This window comes from Sulfitobacter sp. (genome assembly GCF_041552635.1).
In the GTDB taxonomy this organism is placed as follows: domain Bacteria; phylum Pseudomonadota; class Alphaproteobacteria; order Rhodobacterales; family Rhodobacteraceae; genus Sulfitobacter.
Map to the genome: position 1 here is coordinate 47,601 of NZ_JBFEKM010000001.1, position 15,501 is coordinate 63,101.

General features: G+C 59.1%; 15 protein-coding genes and 1 tRNA gene. 5 read left to right on the forward strand and 11 right to left on the reverse strand.

The window, feature by feature from the left end:
- The first annotated feature begins 22 nt into the window (after positions 1-22).
- Positions 23-1,123: a cupin domain-containing protein gene (locus tag ABYT07_RS00250; protein ID WP_372988576.1), complete on the forward strand. Its 1,101-nt coding sequence runs from the start codon at positions 23-25 to the stop codon at positions 1,121-1,123.
- Positions 1,120-1,653, forward strand: a complete 534-nt coding sequence (locus ABYT07_RS00255) for a maleylpyruvate isomerase N-terminal domain-containing protein (RefSeq protein WP_372988577.1) — start codon at positions 1,120-1,122, stop codon at positions 1,651-1,653. Before ABYT07_RS00250 ends, ABYT07_RS00255 begins: the two co-directional genes overlap by 4 nt.
- A gap of 38 nt (positions 1,654-1,691) precedes the next feature.
- On the opposite strand, the gene ABYT07_RS00260 is transcribed toward ABYT07_RS00255, so the two are convergent.
- The 8 genes from ABYT07_RS00260 to rpsU all read right to left on the reverse strand — a co-directional run bounded on the left by ABYT07_RS00260 (position 1,692) and on the right by rpsU (position 9,379).
- Positions 1,692-2,213, reverse strand: coding sequence for a UGSC family (seleno)protein (locus tag ABYT07_RS00260; protein WP_372988578.1), 522 nt, complete (start codon positions 2,211-2,213; stop codon positions 1,692-1,694).
- A 24-nt stretch (positions 2,214-2,237) separates the two neighbouring features.
- Positions 2,238-3,827 (reverse strand): TlpA family protein disulfide reductase, encoded by a 1,590-nt coding sequence (locus tag ABYT07_RS00265; RefSeq protein ID WP_372988579.1) that lies wholly within the window; start codon positions 3,825-3,827, stop codon positions 2,238-2,240.
- A gap of 63 nt (positions 3,828-3,890) precedes the next feature.
- Positions 3,891-3,985, reverse strand: a tRNA-Sec gene (locus tag ABYT07_RS00270).
- A gap of 41 nt (positions 3,986-4,026) precedes the next feature.
- Entirely contained in the window at positions 4,027-5,898 is a 1,872-nt protein-coding gene (locus tag ABYT07_RS00275) for a SelB C-terminal domain-containing protein (RefSeq protein WP_372988580.1), read from the reverse strand.
- A gap of 14 nt (positions 5,899-5,912) precedes the next feature.
- A complete protein-coding gene (selA, locus tag ABYT07_RS00280) occupies positions 5,913-7,301 on the reverse strand; it encodes an L-seryl-tRNA(Sec) selenium transferase (RefSeq protein WP_372988581.1) in 1,389 nt (462 codons plus the stop codon).
- A 96-nt stretch (positions 7,302-7,397) separates the two neighbouring features.
- Positions 7,398-8,036, reverse strand: coding sequence for a hemolysin III family protein (locus ABYT07_RS00285; protein ID WP_372988582.1), 639 nt, complete (start codon positions 8,034-8,036; stop codon positions 7,398-7,400).
- A gap of 43 nt (positions 8,037-8,079) precedes the next feature.
- Positions 8,080-9,006, reverse strand: a complete 927-nt coding sequence (locus ABYT07_RS00290) for an MYG1 family protein (RefSeq protein WP_372988583.1) — start codon at positions 9,004-9,006, stop codon at positions 8,080-8,082.
- A 172-nt stretch (positions 9,007-9,178) separates the two neighbouring features.
- Entirely contained in the window at positions 9,179-9,379 is a 201-nt protein-coding gene (rpsU, locus tag ABYT07_RS00295; protein ID WP_008225136.1) for a 30S ribosomal protein S21, read from the reverse strand.
- A gap of 266 nt (positions 9,380-9,645) precedes the next feature.
- Here rpsU and ABYT07_RS00300 point away from each other — a divergent pair, with 266 nt between their 5' ends.
- Positions 9,646-11,022 carry an NAD-dependent succinate-semialdehyde dehydrogenase gene (locus ABYT07_RS00300; protein ID WP_372988584.1) on the forward strand — a complete coding sequence of 459 codons (1,377 nt, stop codon included), beginning with the start codon at positions 9,646-9,648 and terminating at the stop codon, positions 11,020-11,022.
- 106 nt (positions 11,023-11,128) lie between these two features.
- On the forward strand, positions 11,129-11,725 hold the full coding sequence (locus tag ABYT07_RS00305; protein ID WP_372988585.1) for an SDR family oxidoreductase: 597 nt from the start codon (positions 11,129-11,131) through the stop codon (positions 11,723-11,725).
- Positions 11,726-11,795: 70 nt separating this feature from the next.
- On the opposite strand, the gene ABYT07_RS00310 is transcribed toward ABYT07_RS00305, so the two are convergent.
- Positions 11,796-12,677: an NAD(P)H-hydrate dehydratase gene (locus tag ABYT07_RS00310; protein WP_372988586.1), complete on the reverse strand. Its 882-nt coding sequence runs from the start codon at positions 12,675-12,677 to the stop codon at positions 11,796-11,798.
- 243 nt (positions 12,678-12,920) lie between these two features.
- Between ABYT07_RS00310 and ABYT07_RS00315 the strand changes: the two genes are divergently transcribed.
- Positions 12,921-13,868 carry a DMT family transporter gene (locus ABYT07_RS00315; RefSeq protein WP_372988587.1) on the forward strand — a complete coding sequence of 316 codons (948 nt, stop codon included), beginning with the start codon at positions 12,921-12,923 and terminating at the stop codon, positions 13,866-13,868.
- Here the strand turns inward: ABYT07_RS00315 and ABYT07_RS00320 are convergent.
- Positions 13,860-14,933, reverse strand: a complete 1,074-nt coding sequence (locus ABYT07_RS00320; RefSeq protein WP_372988589.1) for a DUF1513 domain-containing protein — start codon at positions 14,931-14,933, stop codon at positions 13,860-13,862. The genes ABYT07_RS00315 and ABYT07_RS00320 overlap by 9 nt on opposite strands.
- A gap of 10 nt (positions 14,934-14,943) precedes the next feature.
- Positions 14,944-15,501 (reverse strand): imelysin family protein (locus ABYT07_RS00325; protein WP_372988588.1); only part of this gene is annotated, 558 nt, incomplete at its 5' end.

Here is a 15,501-nt window from a genome sequence, read left to right on the forward strand (position 1 = left end):
TGAAAAAGCGGAGAGAGAGACCATGACCAAAGAGCCTGACCACGAGACAGTCGCCCATGGGATGCAACCCGAAGACACCCCGGAACTGCGCAAGCTTTATGCAGGCTTCGAGGCTGAAAACCTGATCCCGCTCTGGACGCAACTGGGCGATCTGATGCCCATGCATCCCAAGCCCAAAGCGGTGCCGCATATCTGGAAATGGTCACGTATTCTGCCGCTGGCCGAAGCATCTGGCGATCTGGTACCCGTAGGCCGTGGCGGCGAACGCCGCGCGCTTGGGCTGGCCAACCCCGGTCTTGGCGGCAACGCCTATGTCAGCCCGACGCTATGGGCCGCGATCCAGTATCTGGGGCCCAAGGAAACCGCCCCCGAACACCGCCATTCGCAAAACGCATTCCGCTTTGTTGTCGAAGGCGAAGGCGTGTGGACGGTCGTAAACGGTGATCCGGTGCGCATGTCGCGTGGTGATCTGTTGCTGACGCCGGGGTGGAATTTTCACGGGCACCACAATGTGACAGACAAGCCGATGGCGTGGATCGACGGGCTGGATATCCCATTCAGCCAGCACAACGACGTGGGTTTTTTCGAATTCGGCACCGAACATGTCACCGATTATGCGACACCCAACTTCAGCCAAGGCGAACGGCTATGGGCCAACCCCGGCTTGCGCCCTCTCTCGCGGCTAGAAGACACAGTCAGCAGCCCGTTGGGGGCGTATCGCTGGGAACATACCGACCGCGCCCTGACCGAACAGTTGCTTCTGGAGGACGAGGGCATCCCCGCCACCGTTGAACAGGGGCACGCCGCGATCCGCTATGTGAACCCAACAACGGGCGGCGATGTGATGCCGACGATCCGCTGCCAGTTCCACCGCCTGCGCGCAGGGGCCAGCAGCAAGACCCGGCGCGAAGTTGGCAGTTCTGTGTTTCAAGTGTTCGAGGGCAAAGGATCGGTCGTGCTGGACGGCGTCGAACATGCGCTGGAAATCGGTGACATGTTTGTCGTGCCCTCGTGGATTTCATGGTCGCTGCATGCAGAAACCCAGTTCGATCTGTTCCGCTTTTCCGACGCGCCGATCATCGAGCGTTTGAACTTTGGCCGCACCATGGTGGTCGAGGAATGACACCCACCGACGCGGCCCTTGCAGCTTTGGTCGCACGCCAAGGCACGGGGGCGCGGTATGATGCGCAGGCGGCCCCTGCGGATGAACTGGCCATGGCGCGCAGGGGGACGGCCTATTTCGCACGCCTGCTGAACGGACTTGCAGATGCCGATCTTGATGCGCCAACTGCCCGCGCAGGATGGTCGCGCCGCGCTGTGATTGCGCAAACCGGATACCATGCACGCCACCTTGGGCTGTTTATCACAGCAGCACAAAACGGCACAGCTTGGGACCAATCCGTCATGCCATCGCCGCAAGAAATCGCCTTGGGCGAAACGCTGCCGCCGCGCGCCTTGCGGCATCTGATCGACCACGCCAGCGTGCATTTGAACGTCGCGTGGCGGGACATGACTGATCTTGATTGGGGGCGGGCCTGCAACGGCGTCGCCCTGCGCGACACGCCGATGCTGCGCGCGCGGCTTTTGTGGCGGAACGCGCTGGACCTAAACGCCGGAGGACGCGTCAAAGACGTACCCGAAGGCGTGCTGTAAACAGGGCGGCGCGGGGAAAACCCTGCGCCGCCCATTTTTCATTTATCGCTAAGTGCCGCCATGATCTGATCATAGGCCTCGCGTGCTTTGACGCGCATTTCGTCGTCAGTTGCATCCTGAATCGGATGCGGTACCAGCACGTAACGTGCGCCTTCCATACCTAATGCCTTGCGCTGCGTTTCCGCAGCTTGGCCAAACGCGCTTGAGGCGACGGAAACGGACGGGATCCCCTGGATTTCAAACCAGACTGTATCGTGCATACTGCACGTGGTACATGATCCTCAGTCCGCCAATGCCTCGATCATGAAATCGCATTCATCGCGGATTTGATGGCGCAATGCATCAGGGCACGGCTTGGCAAATGTCGGCTTGGTATAGCGCCGGATTTCAACACCGGGCGCGCCTTCGGCCAGCAAACGGTCCAGCTCATCCAGCAGGATATTGCCGCGCGGTTTGCTGATGTTCAGCAGCCCCACGACCCCCTGCACCGATCCGGATCGTTCGGTGATCTGACGCACGACCGGGACGCGTTCATCCGTCGGGTCGAGAATTATCGTCATTCATGTCCTCCTTTGATTGTGATGCTAGCCCAGATCAATCTTTCTGGAAACGGAAATTGACCCGGTCGGACCCGTGGCCCAGCCATGGAAAGCCGACGAGAATTTGCCTGCCTCGCCGCCCGCGACAACGATGTGAATGTATTCTTTGCCCGCGAATTTCGGTGCAAGCTGTGCCAGTTTTTCAGGGCCCATCTTTTCGGCGTCGGCCACAGGGATGCCCGCGCCAGAGTGATCATCCTGCACCATTTCGCTGAGAGGCCGCAATGTGACCTCTTGAATGCGGTCGCGCAGGCGGTCCTTGGAATATTCCCCATCAACGGTCATCGTGTTGATATGTTCGGGGCAGACCACCAGCAACGCATCAATGGGCAGGTTGTGCAGTTTCGGCATGAACACCCCCTCCAACCCTTGCCCCAAGGAGCCCGCGATCTGGTCCGGTTTGCGCGAGGTTTGATCGACGATATGCACCGGGCCGCCGGTCATGGCAAAGACGGTCACAACGGAATCATCGGCGTTAAATCCCCGCTCAACGTGCAGCGGCTCCCACGGCGACACAGCTTCGTTTTCGGCAAAACACATGGTGTATTTCATGGGATTGCCCAAGACTGACCTTTCAACGCCCCCCGTCGTCGCCCCACCAACATTGCGGATCACCAGCCGCAGTGCGCGACCGATCGTGGCGTTGGCACGGTTGCCCGCCCCCATCGCGCCAAGGCCCGCGTTCATCCCGATCTTGTCCACCACAGGCCCGTTCACGACCATGACCGTCGCGGCCCCCATCGTGGTGGCCGTCACCCCATGAATGTTGAATTCATCGGTGCAAACAGCTTCGACGGCGGCAATTACCACGGGCAGGTATTCCGGCTTGCAGCCCGCCATCACCGCGTTGATCGCGATCTTTTCGACCGTGCCCACGCCCATATTCGGCGGCACCGTAGCGATAGTTTCTTGCGGGTCGCGGTGGGTGCCCGCCAGCATCCGCATCACCCGTTCGGGCGTTGGCGGCACCAAGGGCAGACCGTCCGAGAACCCCTGATCGAACATGAATTCGGCCATGTCATCGCCACTGGCGACCTCGACCTTGCGGGCGCGCAGCACGCTGCCATCGGCCTCGGCGCGCAGTTTGTCGTAAATCTCGGGATCGAAGTGTTTTGATCCGCAACCGGGCCGCCAGGCAGGCAGGCTGTCCCAGTCGATCTGTGCATTGGGCTGTCCGGTCTCTGTCGCGATCTGATCTGACAACGCCTGCCAGTCGTCACGCACGAACCCCTCGAAGCTGGTGACGACCTTGCCGTCGGCATCAACCCAGAACACCGCGGGCACAATTTCGATGTCCCAGTCAAAGGACGTTTTGCATCCCGCATCTGCCAGCACCGGCATGGTCAGCCCGTGTCGTTGTGCGAATACTGCATTCTTGTCACCGGACTGGCCCAGCACAACCATATCGATGCCACCGCAATAGGCTTTGAAAATCCCTTCGATCACTGGGCCCGCGATGTTGCAGGTCTCGCAATCTTCTTTCACGAAACACACCAATGCAGGGCCCGTGCCATCATAGGCGTGCGCTGTCCCGTCCAGACCATCCAGTGTGAAACCACGCGCCTTGTCGATCATCTGCCACCCTCCCAAGCATGCATTTGCATATTGAAGGTGAATGGCGTGCAATGTCCAGCCGCTTGGCGGAGGTGGATGGGAATCGAACCCACCACACGCCTTTTCGGCGCGTCCATGGTTTTGAAGACCAGGGAAGCCACCAGACTCCAGTCACCTCCGAACAGGCGCAACCTAGCGTGGGGCTGGCCGGGGTAAAAGCCTATTGCGCAGGCGGGGCGATTTGGCGGATGTCGCCATTGCGCAAGGTGATGCCTTGGGCGTCGAAGTGTTCAAGCAGCGGCACGATAAACTTGCGGGTAGTTGCAAGTGCCACGCGGGCCTGACTGGTCGTGAAAACGGTTGGTGGCGGAAAGGCCGCTGCCAGCGCCCGCGCGGCTTGGGCGACGGCTTCGGCGTGGAACACCAGACGTTGGTTCAGGCCGATATTGACCATCGGAATGATCCGGCCTTTGTCGATCAGCAGGTCCAAAAGATCTGCATCATCTGGCGCGTCAAACAGCGTCGGAACATCGGGCGGGGTCACGCCACCTTGCATGATCTGCCCCTCGATCCGGTCTAGTTGCACGCGTTGTGCCTCGGTCGGACATGCCCAAGCATCATGACTGGCAAGCGCGACGTTATCGTTCTGGCGGCGCATCACACCGTCCGCAATCAATCGCGTTTCGACGTGATCCGAAACCACGTCAGCCACCGCACGGTCGTGCAAAATGGCCTGCGGTGCCCATTGCCTGATCGGGTGTAGCGCGTGAAATCCCCCCAGCCGCGCGCGGATGTCAGCACCGACTGCTTCAAGCGCGCTTTGCGGAATAATCCAGCCGCCGTCTATTTGTTTGAACCCCTCAGGCAGGGCTAACTGCACGTGTCCTGAACTTTGCCTGCTGATGCGCGCGACATCCTCTATCTGCGCCACCCCACGCCCCTTGGCGCACAAAGCGTTGGCGATATGCACCATATCTTGCGCCCACGCCGCCTGCATCACTGCCAGATGGGCGGCATCGCTTGATTTCACGGGCAATGCCTGCGGGTCCAGAATGCAGGCCCCGCCCAAGGTAATCGCTGGCGACAAGCTTCGCAAAATTGCGGTCTGACCGGCAAAGGCTGTCACAGGATGCTTGAACCGCAGTTGTGCAAGACCCGCACAGCCGGGCGCAATCTGCCCACCGCCCATCAACCGCATAGTCGCGACCGCCTGCGAGGTGCCGAAAAGTACGCGAATGTCCTGCATATGTTTCAGGGGCCGCGTGGCGTCGGCCAGCAGCGACAGACGGACATCCAGACAATCGGACGCGCCGAACACCCCCGCAGAACAAAGAACATCACCGCGTGCAACGTCTTTGACCGCAATGCCGCGCAGGTTGACTGCAACCCGTTCGCCGGGGGCCACGACATCGAGTGCCTGCCCCCGCGCCTGCACCCCACGCAGTGCAACGGGTCTGGCACCCGGCTGCAACGCCATGGCATCGGCCAAGGTCAAATCCCCGCCCAAAAGCGTGCCCGTAACGACAGTTCCCATGCCTGACAGGCTGAACACCCGGTCGATGGGCAAAAAGGCGGCTGTGGGCGATGCGCCCCTTGGCAAGGCTAGCATCGCGGTGTTCAGCCCTGCGGTCAGGGCATCCACCCCCCCCGTTTTCAGAGTCGAACAGCCGATCACAGGCACCCCCGCCACACCCAGCTCCGCCAAGGCAGCTGTAATCGTTCTCAGCCGCTCTGGCAGTGCGCTGTGAGCCACCAAATCAGCCTTGGTCACGGCAACAAGGCCGACGGGCACCCCCAGAAGCGCGGCAATGCGCAGGTGTTCGACCGTCTGCGGCGCGACCCCATCAACGGCCGAGACGACCAGCATAGCGCCTCTTGCGCCTGTGGCACCGCTGACCATGGCGCGGATGAAATCCTCGTGACCCGGCGCATCAATCAGATCAAGCGTACCCGACGGCAGGCGGCAATGGGCAAAGCCAAGCGTGATCGACAAGCCGCGTTGCTTTTCTTGGGTCAGGCGATCTGTTTCGATCCCCGTCAAAGCGCGCACAAGTGCGGTTTTGCCATGGTCCACATGACCTATGACGATCATGCAGGCGGTCATCATCAGGCTGTAATCGCATTGAATGCCGCCGCGATCAGGGGCAGTTCATCATCAGACACCGTGCGCATATCCAACTGTATCCGGCCTTGGTGTATCCGTCCGATGACCGGCGGACTGGCGACGCGCAATGCCGTTGCCAGATCGTCAGCAGACAAATCAGGCACCATGACCGAAACCGAGAAACTCGCCAGATCCTGCTGTGGCATGGCCCCGCCGCCGACATAGGCAGCCGACGGAACGACCGACACATCGGCCCCCCCTTGACCGCGCAACAGACCAGCCAGCAGATCAGCGCGGGCTTGGACGGCTGGCGCGGGTTCCGACAGCATGCGTAAGACGGGTATGCGGGTCAGCGGATCATTCGGCGCGCGGTACAACCGCAATGTCGCCTCAAGCGCGGCAAGCGAAAGCTTGTCGATGCGCAAGGCGCGCAGCAACGGATGCGCGCGCAGTTGCGCGATGATATCGGCACGGCCCGCGATAATCCCCGCCTGCGGACCGCCAAGCAGCTTGTCCCCCGAAAACATCACCAGATCGACGCCTGCTTTCAGAATATCGGCGACCACCGGTTCATCCGACAGCCCGAAAGGCGACAGGTCGATCAGAACGCCACTTCCCAGATCCTCGATCAAGATCAGGTCGCGGTCTTTGGCGAGCTTGGCCAGATCTTCGCGCGCGGGGGCAGCGGTAAACCCGATAATCCGGAAATTGCTAGTGTGGCTTTTGAGCAAAACGGCCACGTCATCGTCGATGGCATCGGCATAGTCGCCAAGGCGCGTTTTATTGGTTGCACCAACCTCTTTCAGCACGGCACCACTTTGGGCGATGACATCCGGCAGCCGGAACGAGCCGCCGATTTCGATCAGCTCCCCCCGAGAGGCGATGACCTTGCGCCCCACTGCCGTCCCCATCAGACCAAGCACGACGGCAGCGGCGCAATTGTTGACGATCAACGCGGCGTCGGCACCAGTCAATTCGCAAATAAGCGCCTCGGCATGATCATACCGCGATCCGCGCTTGCCGGTTGTCAGGTTCAGCTCAAGGTTAGACGGATGTGCACCGACATCCTGTATCGCCGCAAGCGCTTCGGGGGCAAGGCGGGCACGGCCCAGATTGGTGTGAATGATGATCCCCGTGGCGTTGACCACAGCGCGCAAATTTGGTGCCCGTGCATTCAGGATTTCAGCAAGCAGCCCCTGCGCAAAGGCCGCGCTTGTGAAATCCGGCAGACCAGCGCCCCGCCCCGCCAGAATATCCGCGCGCAGTTGCCCCAGCGCGGCGCGCAACACATCGGCGACTTCTTGGCGGCTGCTCGCGTCGATCACCTTGGCAATCGCGGGGCTGTGCAACAGGGTTTCCACCTGCGGCAGTTGTCTAAGCTGGCTGTTCACCTGTCTACCCTTAACCCGTTGCAGCCCCAGCTTAATGGGCCACGCAAGCGGAGCAAGGCAGATCGCACAGGTTTCAGAAAGAATAGAACATCGCCGCTAGAACGACGCGATCCAAATGCCCGCGAACATCAGGATTCCACCAAAGTTGACCCACAAATGCCATGTTGCATAGCGAAACGGCATCGTTTTACGGGCATAAAACACAGTGCCAATGACATAGCACGCGGCCCCCGCGACAACGCACCAAAGCGCATTGATGTCGACGCCCGTCAAATGTGGCAACGCCGCCATGCCAACAGCCCCAAGCCCCAGATATGACGCCGTTGACCAACGGGTCTTCACCTTCTCGTTTGTAATCTTGTGCCAGATCGCCACCGCCGTCAGCAGCCAACTGACAACCAGCAATCCAAGTGTCCAAGGTGTGTTGGCTTGAACGAAAAACGGGGTGAAGGTACCGGAAATACTGGGGTAAATCGCGGCGTGGTCAATGCGCCGCAACAGCGTGCGATGCCCGTGCCAAGCCGTGAAGTGATACGCAAAAGACGCCAGATTGGACCCAAGCGCGCAAAGAACATAGACCACAACGGCGGCAATCAGCCCGGCCCCCAAGGTGAACGCCGCGTGAAAAATCAGCGCCGACCCCGCAATCAGGATCAACAATAGCCCGAAGATATGTACCGTCAGATCGGCGCGGCGGTGGGCAACGTGGATGCTGGGAAAGGTTACTGTGGTCATGATTGCCCCTGACAAATAACGTTTTGGATATGTCGCACCAAGACTATTCCGTCACCGCAGCTGCCACGGCAAGTTCGGCCATTTTCAAGATACTGTCACGGCTGCTGGCAACGGCGATAAAACGCCCGTTGTGGCAGAACTTGGCCCCCGTCACGCCGGACGCGGTTTCAAGTGCGGCGTCGGTCAGACCGGCCCAAGGTGCCGGCAGATCAGCGCGCGTGTCAAAAGTGTCATCGCCCGTGCGAATCGTGGTCAATGCCCAATCCGCGCCACGGGGGTGGACGACGAAAAGCAGATGATCGGCACCCGCGCTTTGGATTCCGGCGCGAAAGGGCATGCCCATAGGAAGTTCAAGAATGCGACCCTCACCGGCGGCTGTAATCGCGGCCAAGACCATCGCCTCGGCGCGGTACTTGGCGGCTTTGCGGTTGATCTGCGCTTCGACAAAGGCGCGTGCGATTGGCAACGCCGCCGCAAAGGCGCGGTCATCGGCACCGTCTTCGTGATCGTCAAACACCGGCTTGAGCGTCTCAAGCAACACCGGCAGCGTCAGCCCGGCAAACAGCGGCCCCGCTTCGGAGGCGTTGACCGCACCATTATCAATCAGATCAACAGGCACCACAAAGCCACGGTCAAAGGACGCGTGGATTGCTTCGATGTCCTGCTCTGGCACGTCCATCGCCCGCAGATAATCGCGGCCATACTGCGCCCAGATCAGGCCGAATGCACTTAGGGGTTGGCCGTTGTCACGCAGTGGATTGGGCCGCTGGTGGTGGTCGAAAATCTGCAAATCAGCGTCGAATTGCCCACCGACGTCATAAATAATCCGGTCTTGGGCAGGGGTGACCCAGTCTTTGTCACGGGTGCGCACAAGCTGTGCATCCGGAAAAAGGCGCGTGAGAATGACCGAGGACAAAAGTTCGTCTGCGTGAAAGCCGCCGGAATGGGTGACAAGGTGCTGGATGGTCATAACTGTGCCCTACTTAAACCGACGGTACAAAGACCGTCCCTGCGACAATAGACGACAGGCCATCATACCGGCCTTGTCTGATGTCGCGAAAAGATGTGATCAGAACGCAAAATAAATCCCCCGCCGCCGATTGGCCACGGGGGATCAAAATTCATCTATAGCGAAACTTGAATTATGCTTCGCGCTCAAGCTTCTTACGGGCCAGCTTGCGTGCACGACGGATCGCTTCAGCTTTCTCGCGCGCTTTTTTCTCGGAAGGCTTCTCGAACTGTTCCTTGAGCTTCATCTCACGGAACACGCCTTCGCGCTGGAGTTTTTTCTTCAAAGCCCGAAGGGCTTGATCAACGTTGTTATCGCGTACACTAACCTGCATGTGGTTTTCATCATCCTTCTGGGATAAATCTACATTCAATAAATCAAGCCGCCATCTAGCAAGTCCATTTTGCTTTGTCGAGTCTGCTTTTGCATCAAATAGCCCCATTCCCTGCTGTAGATCAGGCAGCAGGCCACTTTAGCCGCGTCGGGCGTGCGACTTTTGCCACTTGTTTCATTGCGGCGCGGCCCGTCCCGGGACGGTTTTGGAACAGAAGATGGCGGGAGGGGTTGTGTCATTGAACACACAAAGCTCGGAGAGTTTTAATGACATCGATTACAACAGTTAACCCCGCAACCGACAAGCCGATCGCGGAATATCCGCTCATGGACCAAGAAACCGCATTTGAAAAAATCGAACAGGCCCATGCCGCGTTTCTGGCGTGGAAGGACAAGACCCATGAAGACCGCGCGCCATATCTGCGCGCCATTGCCAAAGAACTGCGGGAAAATGTCGACAGTTTCGCGCAGCTGATGACCCAAGAGACAGGCAAGCTGCTGCGTGATGGCAAGACCGAGGTAGAGCTATGCGCACAAATCTTTGAATACACCGCCGACCACGGGCCCGAAATGCTTGCCGACGAAGAACGCACACATTCGGGTGGCAAAAAGCGCGGCGTTGTCGCCTATTGCCCGATTGGTGTGATCTACAGCATCCAGCCGTGGAATTTCCCGGTTTATCAACCCGTGCGCGTGCTGGCCGCCAATCTGATGGCAGGCAATTCTGTCGTCCTTAAGCATGCCGAGATTTGCACTGGCAGCGGGCTGCTGTTGAAAGATGTCTGCACCAAGGCAGGGTTGCCCGACGGGCTGTTCGAAGTGATCATCGTCAGTCACGATACCTCGGATGAGGTGATCGCCCATGACCTTGTGCGCGGCGTCACCATGACCGGCAGCGATGGTGCTGGTCGCCAGATCGGTCAGACCGCCGCCAAGCATCTAAAGAAAACAGTTCTCGAACTGGGGTCGAACGATGCTTATCTTGTACTCGAGGATGCAGATGTCGAACTGGCGGTTAAAACCTGCGTGCAAGGGCGGCTTTATAACAATGGTCAGACCTGCGTATCGGCAAAACGGTTTGTAGTGACTGATGCGGTCTATGATGCGTTCGTCGATGCCTTTGTCGCACAGATGAAATCGGTCAAGATGGGCGACCCTTCGTCAGACGACACGCAGATCGGCCCGCTTTCCAGCAAGGAACAATTTGCAACAATCAAAGAGCAGGTCGAGAAAAGCCAAGCCAACGGGGCCACCCTGCTGTGCGGCGGCGACCCTGATGATCGCACGGGCCAATACTACCCCGCGACAGTTCTGGCAGACTGTCAGCCGGGATCACCCGCCTATGACGATGAAATCTTTGGGCCGGTTGCTGCGATCATCAAAGCCAAGGATGATGCCGATGCGATGCGCATTGCAAATGACAGCCGCTATGGTTTGGGCGGCGGGATCTTTACCAAGGACGCAGACAAGGCGCTAAAGCTGGCCCGCGACCATTTTGATACTGGCATGATCCGTATCAATTCCTTTGGAACAGCAGACCCGAACATGCCGTTCGGCGGCGTTAAAGATTCAGGGTTTGGCCGTGAACACGGTGGCTTTGGCATGAAAGAATTCGTCAACGCCAAGGCGATCTATCTGCCCTGATCCTAAAACAAATTCAGCAAGGCACGGCCAAGCAACGGTCCGGAAAGGCCCCCTTGGCCATTGCCGGACCATTGCTTGGGCGGCACTTCACAAAAAGGAATATTCTATGAAAGTACTTGTAGCAGGGGCGACCGGAAATACCGGTGCACGCCTTATGAAAACTCTCGTTTCCCGCGGTCACCACGCCATCGCATTGGTGCGAGAAAGCTCTGACACCAGCAAGTTGCCCTCTCAGGCCGAAACGCGCCTTGGCGACCTTGCGGATTTGCAAGACGGTGTGTGCGACGGCTGCGATGCCGTGATTTTCGCCGCAGGGTCAGGCGGGGACACTGGTGCAGAGCTGACCGATAAAATCGACCGTGACGGTGCGATGCGGCTGGTCGATCTTGCCGTTGATGCAGGCGTGGGCCGCTTTGTGATGCTAAGCAGCGTCGGCGCGGGCGATCCGGACCCCGACAGCGAACTGGCGCATTATCTTAAGGCAAAACATGATGCCGACGAACATCTGAAAAAGTCAGGTCTGGACTATGCGATTTTGCGTCCGGTCGCCCTGACCGATGATGACGGAACCGGAAAAATGCTGTTCGGGGATGATGTCGATGTCACAGCCAAAGCAGCGCGCGGCGATGTCGCGACAGCCTTAGCCGATGCGCTAGAAAGCGACGCGTGGACTGGCAAGGTACAGCTAATGCAGTCTGCCTGAACACGGTCCTGCAGCAAGATTGCTTTATCCCCGCTGGCACATCTTGACCAGCGGGGGGGGGATAGCCGGGTCAAACCAGATTGTTTTTCATCTCAAGACAGCGCGTCAGAACAGCTGGAAGCGCCTCGGGTATATCCTCGGCGATCAGGCCCGGGCCGATGGTTTCCGCGCAATGCAGGTGAAGGTGCGCCCCCAAAGCTGCAGCATCAAATGCATCGAAGCCTTTAGCCAAAAGGCCGGTAATCATTCCTGACAACACGTCGCCAGACCCGGCAGTCGCAAGCCATGCGGCATGTGCAAACGGCTTTGACGATACAACAGTACAATCCCCGTTTGGCCGCGCGATTATCGTGTCGGACCCTTTGAACAGCACTGTACAATTCAGCGTCTGCGCGGCGGTTTGCGCCAAAGTGATGCGGCAGGTGGTTTGGGAAAAGGCCTTTGGGATCAGCCGCCGCAGTTCCCCCTCGTGAGGGGTCATGACCACCTGCGGATGCATCGCAGCGCTGATCGGCTGGGGGTCTTGCGCAACAAGGGTTATGGCATCTGCGTCAAGGCAAAGCGGCACGCCCAAGGACACGATATCAATCAGTCTTTGCCTATTTTCCGGATCTAACCCAAGGTTTGGACCAATGCAGACTGCCGATGGTTTAAGCGTCGATAGCTGGTCAATAAACCCTTGGGCCTCGCGGTAGGTTTTCACCATGATCGCATCCAGACGCGCGGCATTTTCACCTTTGCAAGCTTCTGAGCAGAAAACACTGACGACCCCCGCCCCGATCCGAAGCGCCCCGCGTGCAGCCAGCCTTGCCGCGCCGCTTTGGCCCGGCGGCCCGGAAACGACGATCGCGTGGCCATAGTCGTATTTGTGCCTGTCACCGGATTTTAGCAGCCGGTTCATGTGATCGCCCGTTACCTTGAAAACGGAACTTTGCGTGTCATTTTGTGTCATGATGAAACCCAACGCATCCTTTGTACCCCTCACCGGTCCGGTTTGAGATTCCCCAGACGCCGTGCGTTTACTATTCCGGTTCTGCATCGCCGTGGCAACTGTGCCCACTTGGGTGGCCCTGCCCCTTGGGCTCGGATCGATATTTGCAGCAATACGCGTTTTAGCGTTGGGCACTGGTCGAAATAGGTTCTAGGTCAGTTGCTATATGAATAATCAAATAATGCGCCAAGTATTGGACAACCCGTGACAACCCGACTGCTGAACGACCACAAAGCCAACCTGATCGGCAGCCTCTGGATGGTCGCGGCCATGGCGGTTTTTGCCGTTGAAGACGCGTTTATCAAGGCGGCGGCTGACGTGCTGCCTGTCGGCCAAATTCTGGTGATCTTTGGCATTGGCGGTGCGCTGGTGTTTGCGGGTCTGGCGCGCCTGAACGGTGAACCCTTGTTCGTCAAAGACGTCGTATCACGCCCGATGCGCTTTCGCATCATGTTCGAGATCGTCGGCCGCTTGTTCTATGTCCTTGCGATTGCAGTGATCCCGCTGTCCGCAGCGACCGTAATCTTGCAAGCAACGCCGCTGGTCGTGGTGGCAGGTGCGGCGCTGGTGTTTGGCGAAAAAGTGGGCTGGCGCAGATGGACCGCGATTATCATTGGCATGATCGGGGTCGTCGTCATCATCCGACCGGGCACAGACAGTTTTTCCGTACTTTCAGTTCTGGCCGTGATCGGTATGATCGGATTTGCAGGCCGCGATCTGGCAAGCCGTGCCGCCCCTGCATCGCTCAGCACGTGGCTTCTGGGGCTTTACGGCTTTTTCGCGGTCATTATCGCAGGGGTGTTCTATTCCCTGTGGCAAGCACAAACCTATGTGCGCCCGAGCCTTGAGATTTCTCTGTTTCTGCTGCTGGCGGTGCTGGCAGGCGTCGCGGCCTATTCATGCCTGATGAAGGCCATGCGCACCGGCGACGTGTCGGCAGTCACGCCGTTCAGATATACACGACTTTTGTTTGGCATCGCCTTGGGCGTGCTCCTGTTCGGAGAAGAACTGAACATCTCGATGCTTACCGGATCGGGCCTGATCGTGCTGTCCGGATTGTTCATTGTCTGGCGGGGAAAAGCGGCCAAGGTACCTGCCCCGACCGCGCCCGCATCTGGCAAACCCGTGTCTGGCAAACCCGTCTCAAAGTAGAACCAGATGATTGTCCCACGCGTGCTTGGCACGCGACCGCGACTTCAGGTTTTGCCCGCGCAGCCCACATAGCAATCCGGTTCCGGACGTTACCGTAAACCCGTCCGAATGCGGTACGACCCCGCAGACGTCCTCCAGATCGACGCTATCCTTCAGGCAAGTATTTCGCGCGTCATAAAGATGCAGCACCCCGCCCCGCGGCGATGTCGCGGCAATGGACCTTCCGTCCTTTGAAAACGCAATGCTGCCGATATAACCGTCCAGCTTGCGCAGGTCATCGTCGGGCGTATCAAGCAAGACCATCGCTTGCCCTCTTTTATGCAGGCCAACCAGCGACGTGGCCGACGCGCCGCCTTGCCATTGCATCCCGAACGCCACATCGCCCGACGATGTGACATCCAGATGCCGGATTGAATTCTTGTGCAAGTCAGCGGGCAGACTGACCGCTTCCGTCACGCGACCATCCTCAATATAGGACAGATTGGGCTGCATTGTCGGGATGTTCAGCTTGGTGCGCCCAGATTCGGGATGCGTGTCGATGCCCCCATTGGCGATCACCAATACATCAGAAGCGGGCATCCGCTTGATATCATGCGGGCCGACGCCCCCGCTGTCGAATTCATTGACGCGCCGGTAACCTGCTGCAACGTCCCATACCCCGATGACACCACGACCCGCGTTAAAATCGTTTTCGGTTGTGAACAGCCAGGCACCGTCTGCGGAAAACGCCCCGTGACCGTAGAAATGCCTGCCCTCGGGCGCGCGAAGCGTCGCCTTGGGGGCCCCCTTTACACAGTCGATCACCATCGCAACTGTGCCGGGGCGACGGGCGAACGCTACCGCCTCGGGGCGCGTGGGGTGGCCTGCGGCGGCATGGCCCCGCACCGGCAACGGAATTTCAAAAACGATGTCCAGCGCGGCGCTGATTCCGCACAGCGCGTATGACCCGTCCGGTTTTCCCGCAGCCGCCAGATAGGCTGGTGACCCTGCATCTGCCCAACTGGGTGCGGGTGCCAATCCTGCGGCCAACAAGCCACCTAGAAAACGGCGACGTCCCGTGTTCATTTTGTCCACGTCAATCCCCATCCAAAGCATTAAAGCCCGCCGCAACACCCAACGTCGGCCCCAGATCGTTTCGGACGGTGGCGCGGATGGCATCAATAGACTGCTGTACGACTTCGATCTTGAGGCGGCTTTGCGGGTCATCAACGCCTGCGAAAACCGGGTCGTTCAACGTCGCCAGTTGGCCAAGGGCTTTTTCGAAATCACCTTCCAGCTTGGCAGACAGGTCGGCGTTGCCCGTGGCCAGACGCAGCGCAAGATCCCTGAGCGACAGCAGGCTAAGCCGTACATGCCGCGCCGACCGGCCCGAACGCCAACTTTCCGCGCGCGATGCACGCGGGCGGTCAAACGTCCCCAGTGGGCGGCCCATGCGCACGTCTGATGTAAATTCCAGCCCCGCTGACACTGCCTTGAACAGCTCCTTGAGAACTTCGTCTTGGGAATGATATGTGCGGTCCGGACCGGGGTTCATCAGGCGATCCGCATAGAAAGATTGCCAGTCGTCCAGTATAGCTGTGCTGTTGGCGGCGATATCACCGGCGACAGTCTGGATCAGCGTACAGTGATATCC